The 14,923-nt window shown below is 51.0% G+C and carries 13 protein-coding genes; 5 read left to right on the forward strand and 8 right to left on the reverse strand.

The genetic code is table 11. The annotated features are described in order from the left end of the window. Nucleotides 1-125 precede the first annotated feature (125 nt). The 6 genes from BLW37_RS05900 to BLW37_RS05925 all read right to left on the reverse strand — a co-directional run bounded on the left by BLW37_RS05900 (nucleotide 126) and on the right by BLW37_RS05925 (nucleotide 5,225). The gene (locus tag BLW37_RS05900; protein WP_091340919.1) at nucleotides 126-332 is read right to left on the reverse strand and encodes a bacterioferritin-associated ferredoxin; all 207 of its coding nucleotides are present in this window, start codon (nucleotides 330-332) and stop codon (nucleotides 126-128) included. Nucleotides 333-471: 139 nt separating this feature from the next. Then, nucleotides 472-1,674 carry an ABC transporter permease gene (locus BLW37_RS05905; RefSeq protein WP_091340921.1) on the reverse strand — a complete coding sequence of 401 codons (1,203 nt, stop codon included), beginning with the start codon at nucleotides 1,672-1,674 and terminating at the stop codon, nucleotides 472-474. Then, the gene (locus BLW37_RS05910; protein ID WP_091340922.1) at nucleotides 1,674-2,480 is read right to left on the reverse strand and encodes an ABC transporter ATP-binding protein; all 807 of its coding nucleotides are present in this window, start codon (nucleotides 2,478-2,480) and stop codon (nucleotides 1,674-1,676) included. The genes BLW37_RS05905 and BLW37_RS05910 overlap by 1 nt, the downstream gene beginning before the upstream one ends. 396 nt (nucleotides 2,481-2,876) lie before the next feature. Then, on the reverse strand, nucleotides 2,877-3,344 hold the full coding sequence (locus tag BLW37_RS05915; RefSeq protein WP_139243666.1) for a hypothetical protein: 468 nt from the start codon (nucleotides 3,342-3,344) through the stop codon (nucleotides 2,877-2,879). A 99-nt stretch (nucleotides 3,345-3,443) separates the two neighbouring features. After that, entirely contained in the window at nucleotides 3,444-4,130 is a 687-nt protein-coding gene (locus BLW37_RS05920) for a hypothetical protein (protein WP_139243667.1), read from the reverse strand. A 234-nt stretch (nucleotides 4,131-4,364) separates the two neighbouring features. Next, nucleotides 4,365-5,225 carry a DUF3025 domain-containing protein gene (locus BLW37_RS05925; protein WP_245785628.1) on the reverse strand — a complete coding sequence of 287 codons (861 nt, stop codon included), beginning with the start codon at nucleotides 5,223-5,225 and terminating at the stop codon, nucleotides 4,365-4,367. Nucleotides 5,226-5,338: 113 nt separating this feature from the next. Here BLW37_RS05925 and asnB point away from each other — a divergent pair, with 113 nt between their 5' ends. The 5 genes from asnB to BLW37_RS05955 all read left to right on the forward strand — a co-directional run bounded on the left by asnB (nucleotide 5,339) and on the right by BLW37_RS05955 (nucleotide 11,207). Continuing rightward, nucleotides 5,339-7,003, forward strand: a complete 1,665-nt coding sequence (gene asnB / locus BLW37_RS05930) for an asparagine synthase B (RefSeq protein WP_091340928.1) — start codon at nucleotides 5,339-5,341, stop codon at nucleotides 7,001-7,003. A gap of 280 nt (nucleotides 7,004-7,283) precedes the next feature. Continuing rightward, entirely contained in the window at nucleotides 7,284-7,646 is a 363-nt protein-coding gene (locus tag BLW37_RS05940; RefSeq protein WP_139243668.1) for a hypothetical protein, read from the forward strand. Between the two features lie 2 nt (nucleotides 7,647-7,648). Continuing rightward, entirely contained in the window at nucleotides 7,649-8,752 is a 1,104-nt protein-coding gene (locus tag BLW37_RS05945; protein WP_091340933.1) for a TolB family protein, read from the forward strand. After that, nucleotides 8,739-10,568, forward strand: coding sequence for a hypothetical protein (locus BLW37_RS05950; RefSeq protein ID WP_139243669.1), 1,830 nt, complete (start codon nucleotides 8,739-8,741; stop codon nucleotides 10,566-10,568). The genes BLW37_RS05945 and BLW37_RS05950 overlap by 14 nt, the downstream gene beginning before the upstream one ends. A gap of 27 nt (nucleotides 10,569-10,595) precedes the next feature. Further along, entirely contained in the window at nucleotides 10,596-11,207 is a 612-nt protein-coding gene (locus BLW37_RS05955) for a hypothetical protein (protein WP_091340937.1), read from the forward strand. Nucleotides 11,208-11,255: 48 nt separating this feature from the next. Here BLW37_RS05955 and BLW37_RS05960 read toward each other — a convergent pair whose 3' ends face one another. Next, nucleotides 11,256-13,289, reverse strand: coding sequence for a dipeptidyl-peptidase 5 (locus BLW37_RS05960; protein ID WP_091340938.1), 2,034 nt, complete (start codon nucleotides 13,287-13,289; stop codon nucleotides 11,256-11,258). A gap of 68 nt (nucleotides 13,290-13,357) precedes the next feature. After that, complete coding sequence (locus tag BLW37_RS05965; protein WP_091340940.1) at nucleotides 13,358-14,881, reverse strand: fumarate hydratase; 1,524 nt, start codon at nucleotides 14,879-14,881, stop codon at nucleotides 13,358-13,360. Nucleotides 14,882-14,923 lie beyond the last annotated feature (42 nt).

Here is a 14,923-nt window from a genome sequence, read left to right on the forward strand (position 1 = left end):
AAGAAACTCCGCTTTACTAAGATGTTATGCAGTATGCCGCAAAAGCATTGGCTTGAGAACCAGCGCAAAAAGAAAAGAATAAAAATGCAGAAAAAAAGAATTTTAAGCCAAAAAAAGCTGTATTACTAGGCAACTTCGTGAGCTAAGTCAAAATCTTGCTGTGTGTGTAGCAAAGTTTCATTATGCAAAATTTGACTGGCTTGGCAGGTACACTGACCGCACTGGCTGCCTAAACCGCTGCAGGCACGCAGTTCACGCATCGAGCGCACACCATTGGCAACATGTTGCTTAATGGCTTTGTCGGTCACAGCTTTGCACAGGCAAACGTACATAGGATCACTCCTCAGTTGATAGGGTGATCATAATCTAATTAATAACTATTATCAATAGTATTTATCGATTGAAGCTCTCATCGTTCTCTGTTTGTGATAAATCACCCCCTCTTTCATAAAGAGGGGGTTAGGGGCAGAGTTACCGAAACAACACCTTCTCTTGCTGAAACCAGTGGACACAGAAAGCGACTAAAGCGCCGGCCAGTACCACGGTGGATGCAAAGATCATCATCAGCAAACCATAATCAACAGTGCCTTTAATCAACTCTTTGATGGCTAGCGCTACATTGGTCAGTGGAATCATGGCTGTGGTAGTGGTCAAATTCACACCTGGCAAAATAGCAGCCACCAATGGCATTAACACGATAAAGGACAAGGGACTCATGTAATTTTGTGCTTCTTTAAAGGTTTTGGCATAGATGGAAATCGCCAGTAGTAAAGAAGCAAAAATAGCCGAGATGGGCAGCAGCATCAGGAAGATCAGCAGCAAATCGGTGATAGAGATACTCGACATCACATTAGCCACTACATCCAGGCCAGCAAAAGAACTTATCACCGCTGTCCAGACCCCCAGACTGACGACTGTAATCAGGGTTGTCGCCAAACCTGTGGTCAATACCGTCAGAAACTTACCCAGCACAATGGCCGTTCGGCTCACCGGACAGATCAATAAGGTTTCCAGGGTACCGCGCTCTTTTTCGCCAGCGCCCATATCAATGGCCGGATAAGAAGCACCCATCAGGCAAATCGGGATCAGAATATAGGCAATAAAGGCGCCGATTTTCTCTCCGATGTTTTCTCGGGTATCCGCGGTATCGATGCGGCGCACTTCGACCGGCTTTAAAATGGCTTGTAAGCGTTCCGGATCCACCCCAAGTTGACTTAGGTTGGTCATTTGCAGATCTTCGGTAAATTTACGCATCAGCTCATTAAAGTACTGAAACATAAAGTCCAGCTGCGAGGATTGATTGTAAATCAATTGCCACTCGCTTTGCTCTACCGCAGACTGACGTTGTTTAAAATCAGCCGGGATCACCAGCGCCATATCAAAATCACCGGCCCGGATTGCCGCAATCAGCTGGCTCGGTTCAGCCAGGTCGGATTCTATCCGGCGAAAGTTTTTATGGTAAAACAGCGCTTCAGCAAACTGCGGTGCCTGATCGGCATTGACGATTACATAGCGGTGCTCTTCCTGCATCGCCTTACTGGTGGTGGTGCTGAGCACCAGCCCCATCACGCCAAACAGCACCGGGAAAATCAGGATTGGCAGCAAAATAACAAAAATCAGTGTTTTCTTGTCACGCATTAGCTCGGTGAGTTCTTTAAAATACACTTGCCACATCAGGCTACTCCTTGTGCCGTTGCTGTTTCCGGCTGATTAATCACAGATAAAAAGGCTTCGCGCAGATCGCCACTGGGAGTGCACTGCCGGAAGGCTTCGATGCTGCCGGAAAAGGTGCTGATGCCTTTATCAATCACCACCACCCGATCACACAGGGCAGCCACTTCGTCCAGGTGATGGGTTGAGAAGATAACCGGTGTTTTCAGTGCTTTAAGTGACTGAATAAAATCCAGTACGGTTTGCACCGTCATAATATCGAGGCCGGTGGTCGGCTCATCCAGAATCACCACCTTGGGACTGTGTACCACAGCCCGCGCGATGGCGGTTTTTTGCTTCATGCCGGTGGACATATTGTCGGCGCGGCGATTGGCAAAATCATGCATGTTCAGCAACGTGAACAGCTCATCGATGCGCTGGCGCAAAGCGGACTCTTTCATGCCGTGCAAGCGGCCAAAGTAAGCAATATTCTCAAATGCCGTTAACTTGCCATACAGGCCAGTATCAGCGGATAAAAAACCAATTTGCTGGCGTGCTTTCAGGGGTTGTTTCAGGACATCGACACCATTGATCAGGACCGTACCGCCATCTGGTTTTAAGGCGGTGGAGAGCATGCGCAAAGTGGTGGTTTTACCGGCCCCATTGGGTCCAAGCAAACCAAGCACCTCACCCTGGTCGCAATGAAAGCTGACATCACGTACCGAATGAAAGGCCGTCTTACTGTATCGAACATCCTGCTTTTCACTTTCAGACAGTTTGGATCCCTTACCAAGCGCAAAGGCCTTGGCCAGGTTGTTAATTTCGATCATCCTCGAGTCCTTCTGGGGTGTAAAGTCATAATGATGAAGCAATGATGACTGGCTTCAGCTGGCACAGCAAGCTTGCTCAATCCAGTCATAAAACGAGACTGTATTATTCAAGAGGGGCGAATGAATAGCAATTTGCTTTCGACGTTTTCCGCTTGCAAAAATGTAAGCAGATTTTAGAGGCTGCCTTTTACTGCGGTTAAAAAGGTTTTGCTATGAAGATACAGCCCTGCTTATCTGGTCCAGCGTATGGTGTTACGTTGCCAGTTACCATCGCCATTGTAATCAAAAAGTACTGTTGGTAGATGATCGGCTCATAGGGTTGTTTGTACTGTGTGCCTGATAACTTATCGTGACATAGCGAATGGCATTATCCGAATTTCCTACCCCAAATAGATATTATCTTTCCGCTGGTAAGAGCGAGCAGTCCAACTCCATACCGGTTGCTAAGGTTGCTAACAACGCCTTTTGACTGTCGACAAACCACTCGTCAGTTTCCTTGTCTTTCACTTTGGCACCGCGAAGGGTCGCGATCCAGCCACCAGATCCAGGATCAAATAATGCATTGAAGTAGCTATTGCCGCTGGTGATGGCAGTATTGATGCGCTTTTGGATCACCAGTACCAGCACTTCCTTTTGACAAACCTGGCTATAAAAAGCGTCCAACAACGACGGGTCTTCACGCCTTGGGTCTTGCCCAATCCAGCTGTCGACCTGCTCACCTGACCTGTTTTGCAAACGGACATAAATATCCGTTTCATCGCCTTGAATAAAAATCCCTGCCTTTTGCAAAGCCGATTCCGTAAGTTTCGGCGTTTGTTCGTAGGCATTAAAGACGACAACGTTGGGTATAGCCCCATCGCGCAAAAAACAGGGTGCAGATGCCCCTGAGCTCCACAGTAAAATAACCAGAAAAAACCAAGTGGAATGTGCCATCAGCGTATCGTCTATTGGTCTCGTATGACATTACAGCTGCTGTATCGGGTTATCCTGATAGCGACCGGTCCAATGCGTATTGGGTAATGCGATGCACCACTGCCAAAAGGCATCGTACAAAGCATCAAGCCGTCCATTACTGTCGAAGCTGAAGTTGGGCGCCAACTCTATGTAATACAGATGCAGATCATTTTCTAACGATTGTCCTTTGTTAGGAGCATACTTGTTTAGGTAAGCTTGATAGAGTTGTTGCCCATACTGCCGGGTGGCTTCATCCTCAGCATCCTTCGAACCATGCAAATAGGTGCTGGCCATTATTCCATCCGATTGCATCGCAGTTTTATGGCAGAGTTTTATTTGCTCAATCACATTCGTATTGGTTGTGAGGCTATTGAGACGATGATGCGACATCTGGGCCAACTGCATGGGGTCCGTGGTATTGAAAGAATCAAGCGGGAAATACAGCATGTGGGTGCGCTGGATATCGTGTTGCTGCACTAACTGCTGAGCCGATGGTCCTGCTGCATCAGGTACCACCGCTGTATCATCTGGATGACCATCCAGTTCCCAATGGTAGTCATCATCAATAAAAGCTGATGTTTCGCTGTCCGGCTCGTAGTTGTCAAAACTGGCATCGCTGCAGCCAATAAAGATGAAGCCAGTAAAAACCCCCAACAGCATCATGGCAGGAGTTGATAAAGATATGTTTATATTCATTTTTTGAACTCTGTCAGAGGTAATGTGGGTTTGTTTGTGCTGTCTCAGTAAGGGTGATTCTGTTCATTCAGAAGCTCCTTTTCACGTAAAAACTCCCTAAAAGCCGAAAAAACCAATCATTAACAAAAAAAATCGATGATATTTCAATTGAAGCATTTAAGCAAAAAAATTATTACTTCAATCCCGTTATAGAGGCCAGCCAATGGGGCTTTGCCGACGCTCGCTGTTATTGCGCTAGTGTTGCCTTTTTGGGCGGAAATAATCGGTATTGCTGTAAAACGCCAGCTGCTGATTGTCCGCATGCCACCCTGGCACACCAAGCAGTGGCAGTGGTGTCAGCTGTGTCTTTTGCAATAAGTACTCTGATTGCTGACTGATTTGCTGGCACAGTTGCTGATCCAAAAATGCATAACTTTTGCACAGCGGCCAGTGACAAAAGTCTTCCGGCACCTCGATAAACCAACACTTGGCCGTTAAACCGATAAAAGGCTGTGTGGCCATTTCATAAATGGCATGGCCAAACACCACAGGGCGGATTTGCTGCCACCACTGCGCTCGCTGCTGCCAGAAAGCGCCGGTCCACTGATGCTGTTGCAGCTGCTGCACCATGCTGCGCTGGGATGGGGTGAAGGCAATCAGTACGCCGCATTCATCGAGCAAGGTGATTTTATTGCGCAGTACCGTGCGCGGGCTATGCCCTGCCCGTGCTATCTCCTGAATATGTAGCTGATTGAGCAACGCCTTGGTGTTTGGGAATAAACACCAGATCAAGGCACCGAATAAATCATGCCAATTTTCTGCCCGGGTGGGAATTTGCTGCGTTGCATAAATATAGTCTTCGTAATAACGGCCATCCTGCTCCAGCAGCTCGTTGGCGACAAAGCAAAAGTCGGTGCTGCTACGCAAGGTATTCAGCCAATCTGGCTCAGGCCAGTCGCGGCAGCTGCCGGGTTGAAATAATTGCTGCAAGTCCTGGAAAATTGGATTGCTTTGAAACAGCTCCGCTTGCCAATAAGCCGGTGGGCTAAAACGGGGTTTTATTCGGGTCGGTTGCATAAGCTCACTTTGTTGTCGTTTGCTTTGAAAGTTTACCATGAAACAAAGCTGCAAAAAGCACTTGCTTTTTGTGCTGGGCATGGCACATTCAGGGGGTACGGATAGCCGTACATACTGCCAAACGAAATTAAACTAATTCTACAGAGGTGAACATGTGTTCGATATTTGGGGTGCTTGACATCAAAACTGATGTGAAAGCATTGCGCCAGCAGGCGCTGCAGTTATCTAAGTTGTTACGTCATCGTGGTCCGGACTGGTCTGGGATCTGGAATGACAATAATGCCATCCTCGCGCACGAGCGCCTGGCCATCGTAGATACTGAAAATGGTGCCCAACCTCTGATTAATGAGCAACGAAATCACATTCTGGCAGTGAATGGTGAGATCTATAATCATAAGCAGTTGGAAAAAGAGCTGATATCGCCGTATCCGTTCAAAACCAAGTCGGATTGCGAAGTCATTCTGCCACTGTACTTAGAGCATGGTGTAAACTTTGTCGATAAGCTACACGGCATGTTTGCTTTTGTGCTGTACGATGCCGAGCAAGAGCGCTACCTGATTGCCCGCGATCACATTGGTATTATTCCGCTGTATTACGGCTACGATGAGCATGGCCAGCTGTTTGTATCTTCCGAGCTAAAGGCTTTGGTGCCGGTCTGTAAGCAAATTAAAGAGTTCCCGCCAGGGCATATTTTTGACAGCAAGGTGGGCAAGCTCGAATCCTACTACCAGCGTGACTGGCAAAGTTTTGATGCGGTGAAAGACAACCCGGCCGATGAAACAGAGCTGCGTAAAGCGCTGGAACAAAGTGTGAAAAGCCACCTGATGTCGGATGTGCCTTACGGCGTGTTGTTATCCGGCGGCCTGGATTCGTCTTTAATTTCTGCCATTGCCCAGCAGTTTGCCAAGCGCCGGGTGGAAGATGACGACCAAACCGAAGCCTGGTGGCCGCGGCTGCACTCCTTTGCGGTCGGCCTGCCCGGCTCACCGGATCTGGTAGCCGCGCAAAAAGTGGCCGATGCCATTGGTACGGTGCACCACTCGGTACACTTTACAATACAGGAAGCCCTGGATGCACTGCGTGATGTGATCTACTTCCTGGAAACCTACGATGTCACCACCATTCGGGCCTCTACCCCGATGTACCTGATGGCGCGTAAAATCAAAGCCATGGGCATTAAGATGGTGCTGTCGGGTGAAGGCTCGGATGAAATCTTTGGCGGCTACCTGTATTTCCATAAAGCACCGAATGCCAAAGAGTTCCATGAGGAAACCTTGCGCAAAATCAGCCGCTTGCATATGTTCGACTGCAACCGCGCCAACAAGGCGATGTCGGCCTGGGGTATTGAAGCCCGGGTACCGTTTTTGGACAAAACCTTTATGGATGTGGCGATGCGCCTGAACCCGGAAGCGAAGATGTGTGGCAAAGGCAAAATGGAAAAACACATTTTGCGCCAGGCCTTTGATGGCTTATTGCCGGATGAAATTTTATGGCGGCAAAAAGAGCAGTTCTCCGATGGCGTAGGCTACAGCTGGATTGACAGCTTAAAAGCCCATGCCGAGCATGAAATCAGCGATCAGCAAATGGCCACGGCCAGCTTCCGCTTCCCGGTGAATACACCGGATACCAAAGAAGGCTATTACTACCGGGTGATCTTTGAAGAGCATTTCCCGCATGCAGGTGCCATTGCCTGTGTACCAGGTGGCAAATCGGTGGCCTGCTCCACACCGGAAGCCCTGGCCTGGGATGCCAAAATGGCGGAAATGACCGATCCATCCGGCCGTGCGGTGCGCGACGTGCATACCGAGGCTTACTAGCCATTGATTGACACAGGCTGTTGCTAACGGCGCAGCCTGTGTTTATTTCAAACCCTTGAAAATGAACTATTTTTACTTAACTGCTTAGCAGCTGTGCCACTTTCGCATGTCAGCTTGCTTTACATAAGCCCCCGCTAAACTGTCCCTCGCTGTCAATAAGTCTATCAAAAGCAATTGGTTATCACTTTGGCGCGTTTGATGCTTATTAGCAACTGCTGTAATTACCTGCATATTCAGCATTAATGCGGGTTTCTGCTTTGTTAAAAGGAGAAACTTAGCGATGAAACCTAAACACAACACTCGAATCAGTATGGGCTGCATAAAGCCCCTTGCCATCGCCATCAGCTGTGTATTCAGCAGCATGGTACTGGCGACAACACCAAGTTTATCAGGCCCATCCCAAGCGGTTGCTGGCGATATTGTCCAACTGAAAGGCCACCACCTCCCACTCAACAGCTCGTTACGGATTGAAGTGCACTCCGACGATAGCTCACACAGCGAGTTGATTGAGGTCGGTGCGGATGGTAGTACCAATTTCCAGCTGTACACCAGTGTGGAAGGGACTTACCGGGTGTTGATGTTTGATGAGCAACATCAGCTTATCACTTCAACTCTGGTGCTGGTGCGGCCGGCAGGAGACTAACCATGCTTCGTTACCTAGTGCTTCTGTCTATTTCGACAGGGCTGGTGCCTGGTTGTGTCCTGAGCACAGAGGCCTCCCTATTGGATCATCCGGTTGCCTTCATCTCAATGCGGCACGAGCATGTGCAGATCTTTACCACCTTAGGTATAGGTAAAGAGCAAGCATTAACTGAAGGGCAATACAATGACCTGCAACCCGTGTGGTCACCTGATGGCCGCCACATCGCCTTTAGTTCGGTACGGGATGGTGTGTCGGCTATTTATTTGCTGGATCTGGCACAGAAAAGCACTTCGCGCTTGCATGCGACTTCGGATTGGCAGACCTCCCCTTCCTGGTCCCCTGACGGCCGTACTATCGCCTTTATTGCCAGTACGCCAGATCAGCCTGGTGCTGCTATCCATGCAGTCGACGTCGTCGATGGTCACCTTACCGTGCTGGCACAAGATGGCTACGATAAAGGGCCTGGAGCCCCGGTATGGTCGAACGATGGCAGATACCTGGCTTTTGTTGGTGACCACCAGGGCGGTTCCAGCGAGATCTGGCTGGTCGCCAGCGATGGCTCTGGCTTAACCCCCATCAGTACAGCGGTATCGTCACGCAAGAAAGCCCAGCCAGCACTGTCGCCCGATGGGCGTTATCTGGCGTTTATCGCCGATATGCGAGGCCACTCTGCGCTGATGAAAGCAGATCTGGTAACAGGGGAGGTCAGCAACCTGACATCCGAGTATCCGGCGGCCTATGAAACACCGCGCTGGTCTTCCGATGGGTCGATGCTGGCCTTTGCCAGCTCACGCGATGATCCAGACAAAACACGCATGGACATTTTCGTCATGAACGCCGATGGCACGGCTGTTCGCAACCTGACCCAGCATCCTGGGGAGGACTTTAATCCGCAATGGATGCCAGACAATCAGACCATTGTTTTTATGAGTCTGAGAACCGGTACGGCCCAGCTCTGGACGTTCCATCTACCCAGCCAGCAAAGCGGGCGGCTAACCAACAACCAATTCCACGATATGGATCAGGTACCACAGCCTGCATCAGTGTTGTTCCTGCACACTGCGGCATCTGACTTACACGGAGTAATGCGTCATGAAACCGACTAACCACACAACAGGGACTGTATCTTTGGCCCGGCATCTGGCGCTTGCCATGGTGCTGGCTTGCTCCAGTGCCGCTGTTGCCAGCAGTAAAACCTACACCCTGGATGCCGACTTTGCCTTAGGCATTTTAGATGGTGTTAACTACAATGCCCCCAACAGTAATCAATTGCAGCTGAATGAGGTAGGTACCACCTTCCCGATTGCCTGGATTGCCAATGCGGGTGAGGATACGGTGTCTAAGTTTGATACCAACAGCAACCGGGAAATCGCCCGTTACCGTACCTGGTTTGGCCCTGCCGGCCAAGCTGGGCACTTTAACCATTTAGGCAATGCTTACGCCGGTGCAGCCCCTTCGCGCACAGCGGTCGATATTCAGGGCAATGCTTATGTGTTAAACCGGCATTTTAGCCAGGGTACGCAAAGTGCAGCCGTACTGATTAAAATTCTGGCGGAAGGCTTTATCGATCGCAATGGTAATGGCGTTATGGATACCTCCTTCGATGCCAATGACGATGGCATCATTGATGCCAGTGAGATGATGCCGCTGGCGGATCTAAATGGCAATGGCATTATTGATGACAATGAAATCCTCGATGAACGCATTGCTTGGGTAAAACGTGTGCCAGATGGCATTGGTGCGCCACTGCGGCCAACCGGTGTGCTTGGCCGAGCGCTCTGTATTGGCACCGATGGCAACCTCTGGGTAGGTTTATTTAATGACCGTACCTACTACAAAGTAAGTGCTGCGGATGGCTCCACCCTGGCTGGCCCCATCTCTACAGTGCCAACTGCGGGCCAGCCGAGCGTCGGCTCCTGGACCCCTTATGGCTGCCTGATTGACAGCAATGGTACCCTCTGGAGCGCTTCCCTCAGTGGCATTCTGGGGAAAATTACCAATACTCAGAGCGATACCGGTCCATATCAGGTGGCTTCTTTCAGCGGGAACTTTAATTACGGCATCGCTCTGGCCAATAACAAGGTGTATCTGGGCAGCAGCAATCAGGTATTTGACCCTGCCACCAATACGTTTCAGGCCATCCCGAACATGACCGTTGGTTCAGCGGGTATCGTTGCCGATGGCAGTGGCAATATTATTGCCGGCTCATCCACCATCCGCAAAGTAGCGCCGGATGGAAGCTTGTTATGGCAAGCACCATTGCAGGCAGGCGGCAGTTCATCCGTTGGGATCCAGGTGGATGCCAACAACGATGTGCTGCAAATTGGCTTTACCAGTGCCGGACGCATTCAAAAGTACCGGGGCTCGGATGGGGCGCCATTAGGTATCTTTCCGGTTGGCAATATGCCCTATACCTACAGCGATGCGACCGGCCTGGTTGCGAGAAATGTGACCAGCCCAACCGGCACCTGGACTGTTATTTATGACAGCAACAGTGCCGGCATGGAGTGGGATGCCATAAGTTGGACTGAGTCCGTGCCGGCAGGCACCTCGATTAAGGTTTCTGCCAGGGCTTCCGACTCAGCCGATAATCTGACAGCACTTCCTTATGTTCCGACAGCCAATGCCTCACCACTTGGGATCTCAGGTCGTTTTGTGCAGGTTCAAACACGGCTGAATGGAAATGACTCCGGCAACTCGCCAATTCTGTTCGATCTGACCATTGCCGGCGCTGTGATGGGCTGCGACATCAATGGCAATGGCGTTACTGACTTGCTGGATGTTGCCCTGGTACGTGCTGCGGTTGGTCAGGCAGCTTTACCAGGTGATTTACGAGACCAGAACAACGATGGACTTATTACGGTGAATGATGTGCGCTTGTGCACTATGAAGTGTGATCTGCCTCGCTGTGCCACACCCTAGCCTGAGCTGAAAAATGAGGATACTGTGATGAAAACGATACTACCCATGATGTCCCTGCTGCTGGTACTGGCATTGTCCCCGGTACAGGCAGGCCTGTTGTACCTGTCGCCTTCCAGCCAACATGTTAATGTTGGTGAGCTGGTATCGATTGATGTGCTGGTCAGTGGCCTGAGCGATAACGATGAAATTGTTGCAGGCTGGGATATTCAGTTACTTTTTAGTGGCTTGATCCTGCAAGCAAATAATCTTGAGTTTGCCCTGTCGAACTATACCTTCGATCCAGATTGGGATGCGATATACGACAGTGAATTGCAGGCCAGTTCGGTCAACAGTTTTATGACCTCCTTCCTGTTGGATGATGAACTGTTCGATCTGCAAACCGGACCTGTGCTTTTATTTACACTCACTTTTGAAGCCTTGACCGATGGCTTTAGCTGGGTCACCTTTGGGGCTGATCCAAACTTTGAACGCAATGTGGTAGGCCGCGATGGCCTGAGTTTACCGCTTAATGTTCAGGGTGCCTGCATCAGTGTCGGCCAGGGTAATTGTGTAACCAGCATCCCAGAACCAGCAAGCATATCATTGTTTGCCGGATTGCTGCTGATGCCGTGGTTCCGTAAAAGAATATCCCGGCGTTAATACACAAAGGGCGCTCAATTGAGCGCCCTTTTTAATGGACCGGTTGATTTACTCGGCGGTAAAACGCTTCATCCAGTCGAACACTTCGTTGTACCAGCGCACCCGGTTCTCTGGTTTTTGGATCCAGTGATTTTCATCCGGGAAGATCACCAGCCGCGATTCGATGCCTTTGCGCTGCAGGTTGGTAAAGGCACCCAGGCCCTGCGCGTAAGGCACCCGGTAATCTTTTAAACCGTGGATCACCAGCATCGGTGTTTGCCAGTTATCAGCATAAGCTGCCGGGTTGAATTTATGGTAATCGGCATCCTCATCCCAGGCGGTACCGCCTAAATCAAACTCCGGGAAAAACAGCTCTTCGGTGCTGCCGTAAAAGCTTGGCATATCGTACAGGCCAGCATGGTTAACCAGGCAACGGAAAGCATCCGGCCATTTACCGGCAAACCAGTTCATCATGTAGCCGCCATAGGAAGCGCCGAGTGCACAGGCGCGGTTGCCATCAATCCATGGGTAGGCGCTTTGCACGTACTCAAAGCCTTTTTGCAAATCAACCAGCGGCTTACCGCCCCAGTCACGGCTGATGGAATCGGTAAAGGCCTGACCATAACCGGTGGAGCCATGAAAATCGACCATCACCACGGCATAGCCCTGGGCTGCCCATAGTTGGGCATTCCAACGATAATGGAACATATTGCCAAAGCTGCCCTGCGGGCCACCATGCACCAGATAGGCCAGTGGATAACGCTGATTGGCATTAAAGTTAACCGGCTTTACCAGATAGCCATAGACGGTATTACCGTCCCAACCAGAGAAACTGAACTGCTCAAAATCACCGAATGCAATGTTCTCAAGCAAAGGGCCGTTGACATTGGTCAGTTGCTGCAGCCGATTGCCATCGGTTTGGATTTGATACATTTCAGTCGGTTGATTCAGCCGGTGGTTGCTAAACACAATGCGCTCACCCGCCACATTCAAATGGCCAGCCGTGCCATCGCCATAGATCTTGCGCACATCACCAAAGCTGGTATTGATGGCGTAAATACTGACCTGTCCTACATCTTGCGTCGTCACATAGATGGTGCGGTTGTCCGAACCAAACTGATAGGAATAGATAGAGCGGTCCCAGTCTTCGGTTAACACCGTTCGCTGATTGGTGACCTGATCGAGCAATACCAGCCGGCGTCGGTCAGACTCGGCCTGCGGGGTTTGCATCGCCAGATACGCCATAAAGCGGCCATCCGGCGAGAACGATGGGTGCGAGTCCCAGGCTGGGTTGTCGGCGGTGAGGTTTTTCTTCTCCCCCCCCTGAATACTCACTTCAAAAATATCAAAGTTGGTGTGCCAGCTTTCATCCACGCCCGGCATTTTGGCGCTAAATACCAGATGCTGCTGATCCGGCGTAAAGGCCACTTCGTTGATACCAGCAATGTCGCTGTTCCAATCCGGCATCAAATTCCGCGCATCGGTCACCGGCTTATCACCCAGGGTGGCGACAAACAAATGGTTACGGTAGCCATCGAGCCAGCGGTCCCAATGACGCACCATCAGCTGATCGTACACCATAGCCGTATCTTTGCGCGCAGCATCGGCTGCCTTGGCTTTGAGCGTGCAGGCAATATCGCCGCAACCTGGCTTGTGTTGCAGCGCCAGTGCCAGTTTTTGGCCATTGCGTGACACCTGAAAGCCCTGCACCGGCAGAGGTAAGTCGGTAAGCTGCATGGCTTCGCCACCGCTAAGACTTAGCCGCCATACCTGATTGGAGCCGGTACGGTCGGCCAGAAAGTAAATGGCACTGCCATCGGCCGACCAACGTACCTGATGCTCACGGCTGCTGCTTTGGGTGAGCCGACGAATGCTGTTGTTGGTGGTTAAATCCATGATGTACAGATCGTGGCTGCTATCGGCAGGCTGAACGCCACCATTTTTTTGCGCAAATACCACTTGATTGCCACCCGGTGCCAGCACGATGTCGCTCAGCTGATTGAGCTGGGCCAGATGCTCCACCTGCAGCGGCGTTTTGGCACTGGCGTGAGCGCCTAACCCTGCCATCAGCACGGCTGAGAGTGTTAAGGAACTAATTTTCATAGCATGCTTCCCCTGATTAAAAAAAACCTGCAAGCATGGCTTGCAGGTTTGGATGCTTTGCTGCGCTTTTACTTTGCGCCAGCCATTTCTTCGATTTTTACTTTCCAGATGGCCGGGCCTTGTTTGTGGACGTTATTGCCCTGGCTATCTACCGCGACGGTGACCGGCATGTCTTCCACTTCAAACTCGTAGATGGCTTCCATCCCCAGGTCCTCAAAGGCCACCACACGAGCCTTTTTGATGGCTTTGGATACCAGATATGCAGCACCGCCGACCGCCATTAAGTACACTGCTTTGTGCTGTTTGATGCTTTCCACAGTAGCATCACCGCGCTCGGATTTACCAATCATGCCAAGCAAGCCGGTTTGCGACAGCATCATCTCGGTGAACTTGTCCATCCGGGTCGCTGTGGTTGGGCCTGCCGGGCCTACTACTTCATCGCCAACCGCATCGACCGGACCTACGTAGTAGATAAATTTATTTTTCAAATCAACGCCTTCTGGTAAGCCCTCACCCTTATTTAAGCGATCGGCAATGCGCTTATGGGCGGCATCGCGGCCGGTCAGCATCTTGCCGCTTAAAAGCACGGTTTCACCGGCTTGCCAGCTCTGAACCTCTTCAGGTGTTACGGAATCCAGGTTGACCCGACGCACATTGCTGCCAAGCTCCCAGGTAACCTCTGGCCAGTCTTCCAGTTTGGGTGGCTTGATATCAGCCGGACCACTGCCATCCAGATGGAAATGCACATGGCGGGTGGCGGCGCAGTTGGGGATCATCACCACCGGCAAGGAGGCAGCATGGGTCGGCACGCTTTTGATTTTGATATCCACTACGGTGGTCAGGCCGCCCAGGCCCTGGGCACCTATACCCAGATTATTGACTTTCTCGTACAGCTCCAGACGCAGTTTCTCTTCGGCCGTTTCCGCGCCTTTATCGATCAGCTGCTGAATATCGACCGGATCCATCAGCGATTCTTTGGCCAGTACCGCCGCTTTCTCGGCGGTGCCACCAATGCCGATGCCGAGCATGCCCGGCGGACACCAGCCAGCCCCCATTTTCGGCAGGGATTCCAGCACCCAGTCGACGATGGAGTCGGATGGATTGAGCATCGCCATCTTGGTTTTATTCTCAGAGCCACCGCCTTTAGCAGCTATCATCACTTCCACTTCGCCACCTGGCACCAGGTCAAGATGCACTACCGCTGGAGTGTTGTCGCGGGTGTTTTTACGGGCACCGGCCGGATCGGCCACAATGGAGGCACGCAGCGGGTTATCCGGGTTGTTGTAGGCACGGCGGGTGCCTTCATCCACCATCTGCTGTACCGTCAAGTCGGTTTTGTCCCACTTTACATCCATACCCACTTTGACAAAGCAGGTGACAATGCCGGTATCCTGGCAAATAGGCCGGTGGCCTTCAGCCGACATCCGGGAGTTGATCAGAATTTGTGCGATGGCATCTTTAGCCGCCTTGTTTTGCTCTTTGTGGTAGGCTTTTTCCAGCGCCTGGATAAAATCCAGCGGGTGGTAATAGGAAATGTACTGCAGCGCATCTTCGATGCTGTCGATAAAATCTTGCTGGCGGATCACGGTCATCTGGAATCGGTCCTCTGTCGTAGTAACTGCACAGGCAGTCGT

This window comes from Alkalimonas amylolytica, assembly GCF_900107845.1.
Classification (GTDB): Bacteria; Pseudomonadota; Gammaproteobacteria; order Enterobacterales; family Alteromonadaceae; genus Alkalimonas; species Alkalimonas amylolytica.

What these genes read in the sequence shown, in the direction of transcription:
- asnB (WP_091340928.1), top strand. Translation starts at nt 5,339, where the DNA reads ATGTGTTCGATATTTGGGGTGCTTGACATCAAAACTGATGTGAAAGCA.
- BLW37_RS05900 (WP_091340919.1), bottom strand. Translation starts at nt 332, where the DNA reads ATGTACGTTTGCCTGTGCAAAGCTGTGACCGACAAAGCCATTAAGCAA.
- BLW37_RS05910 (WP_091340922.1), bottom strand. Translation starts at nt 2,480, where the DNA reads ATGATCGAAATTAACAACCTGGCCAAGGCCTTTGCGCTTGGTAAGGGA.
- BLW37_RS05945 (WP_091340933.1), top strand. Translation starts at nt 7,649, where the DNA reads ATGCTTCGTTACCTAGTGCTTCTGTCTATTTCGACAGGGCTGGTGCCT.
- BLW37_RS05960 (WP_091340938.1), bottom strand. Translation starts at nt 13,289, where the DNA reads ATGAAAATTAGTTCCTTAACACTCTCAGCCGTGCTGATGGCAGGGTTA.
- BLW37_RS05920 (WP_139243667.1), bottom strand. Translation starts at nt 4,130, where the DNA reads ATGAATATAAACATATCTTTATCAACTCCTGCCATGATGCTGTTGGGG.
- BLW37_RS05925 (WP_245785628.1), bottom strand. Translation starts at nt 5,225, where the DNA reads ATGGTAAACTTTCAAAGCAAACGACAACAAAGTGAGCTTATGCAACCG.
- BLW37_RS05905 (WP_091340921.1), bottom strand. Translation starts at nt 1,674, where the DNA reads ATGTGGCAAGTGTATTTTAAAGAACTCACCGAGCTAATGCGTGACAAG.
- BLW37_RS05940 (WP_139243668.1), top strand. Translation starts at nt 7,284, where the DNA reads ATGAAACCTAAACACAACACTCGAATCAGTATGGGCTGCATAAAGCCC.
- BLW37_RS05965 (WP_091340940.1), bottom strand. Translation starts at nt 14,881, where the DNA reads ATGACCGTGATCCGCCAGCAAGATTTTATCGACAGCATCGAAGATGCG.
- BLW37_RS05955 (WP_091340937.1), top strand. Translation starts at nt 10,596, where the DNA reads ATGAAAACGATACTACCCATGATGTCCCTGCTGCTGGTACTGGCATTG.
- BLW37_RS05950 (WP_139243669.1), top strand. Translation starts at nt 8,739, where the DNA reads ATGAAACCGACTAACCACACAACAGGGACTGTATCTTTGGCCCGGCAT.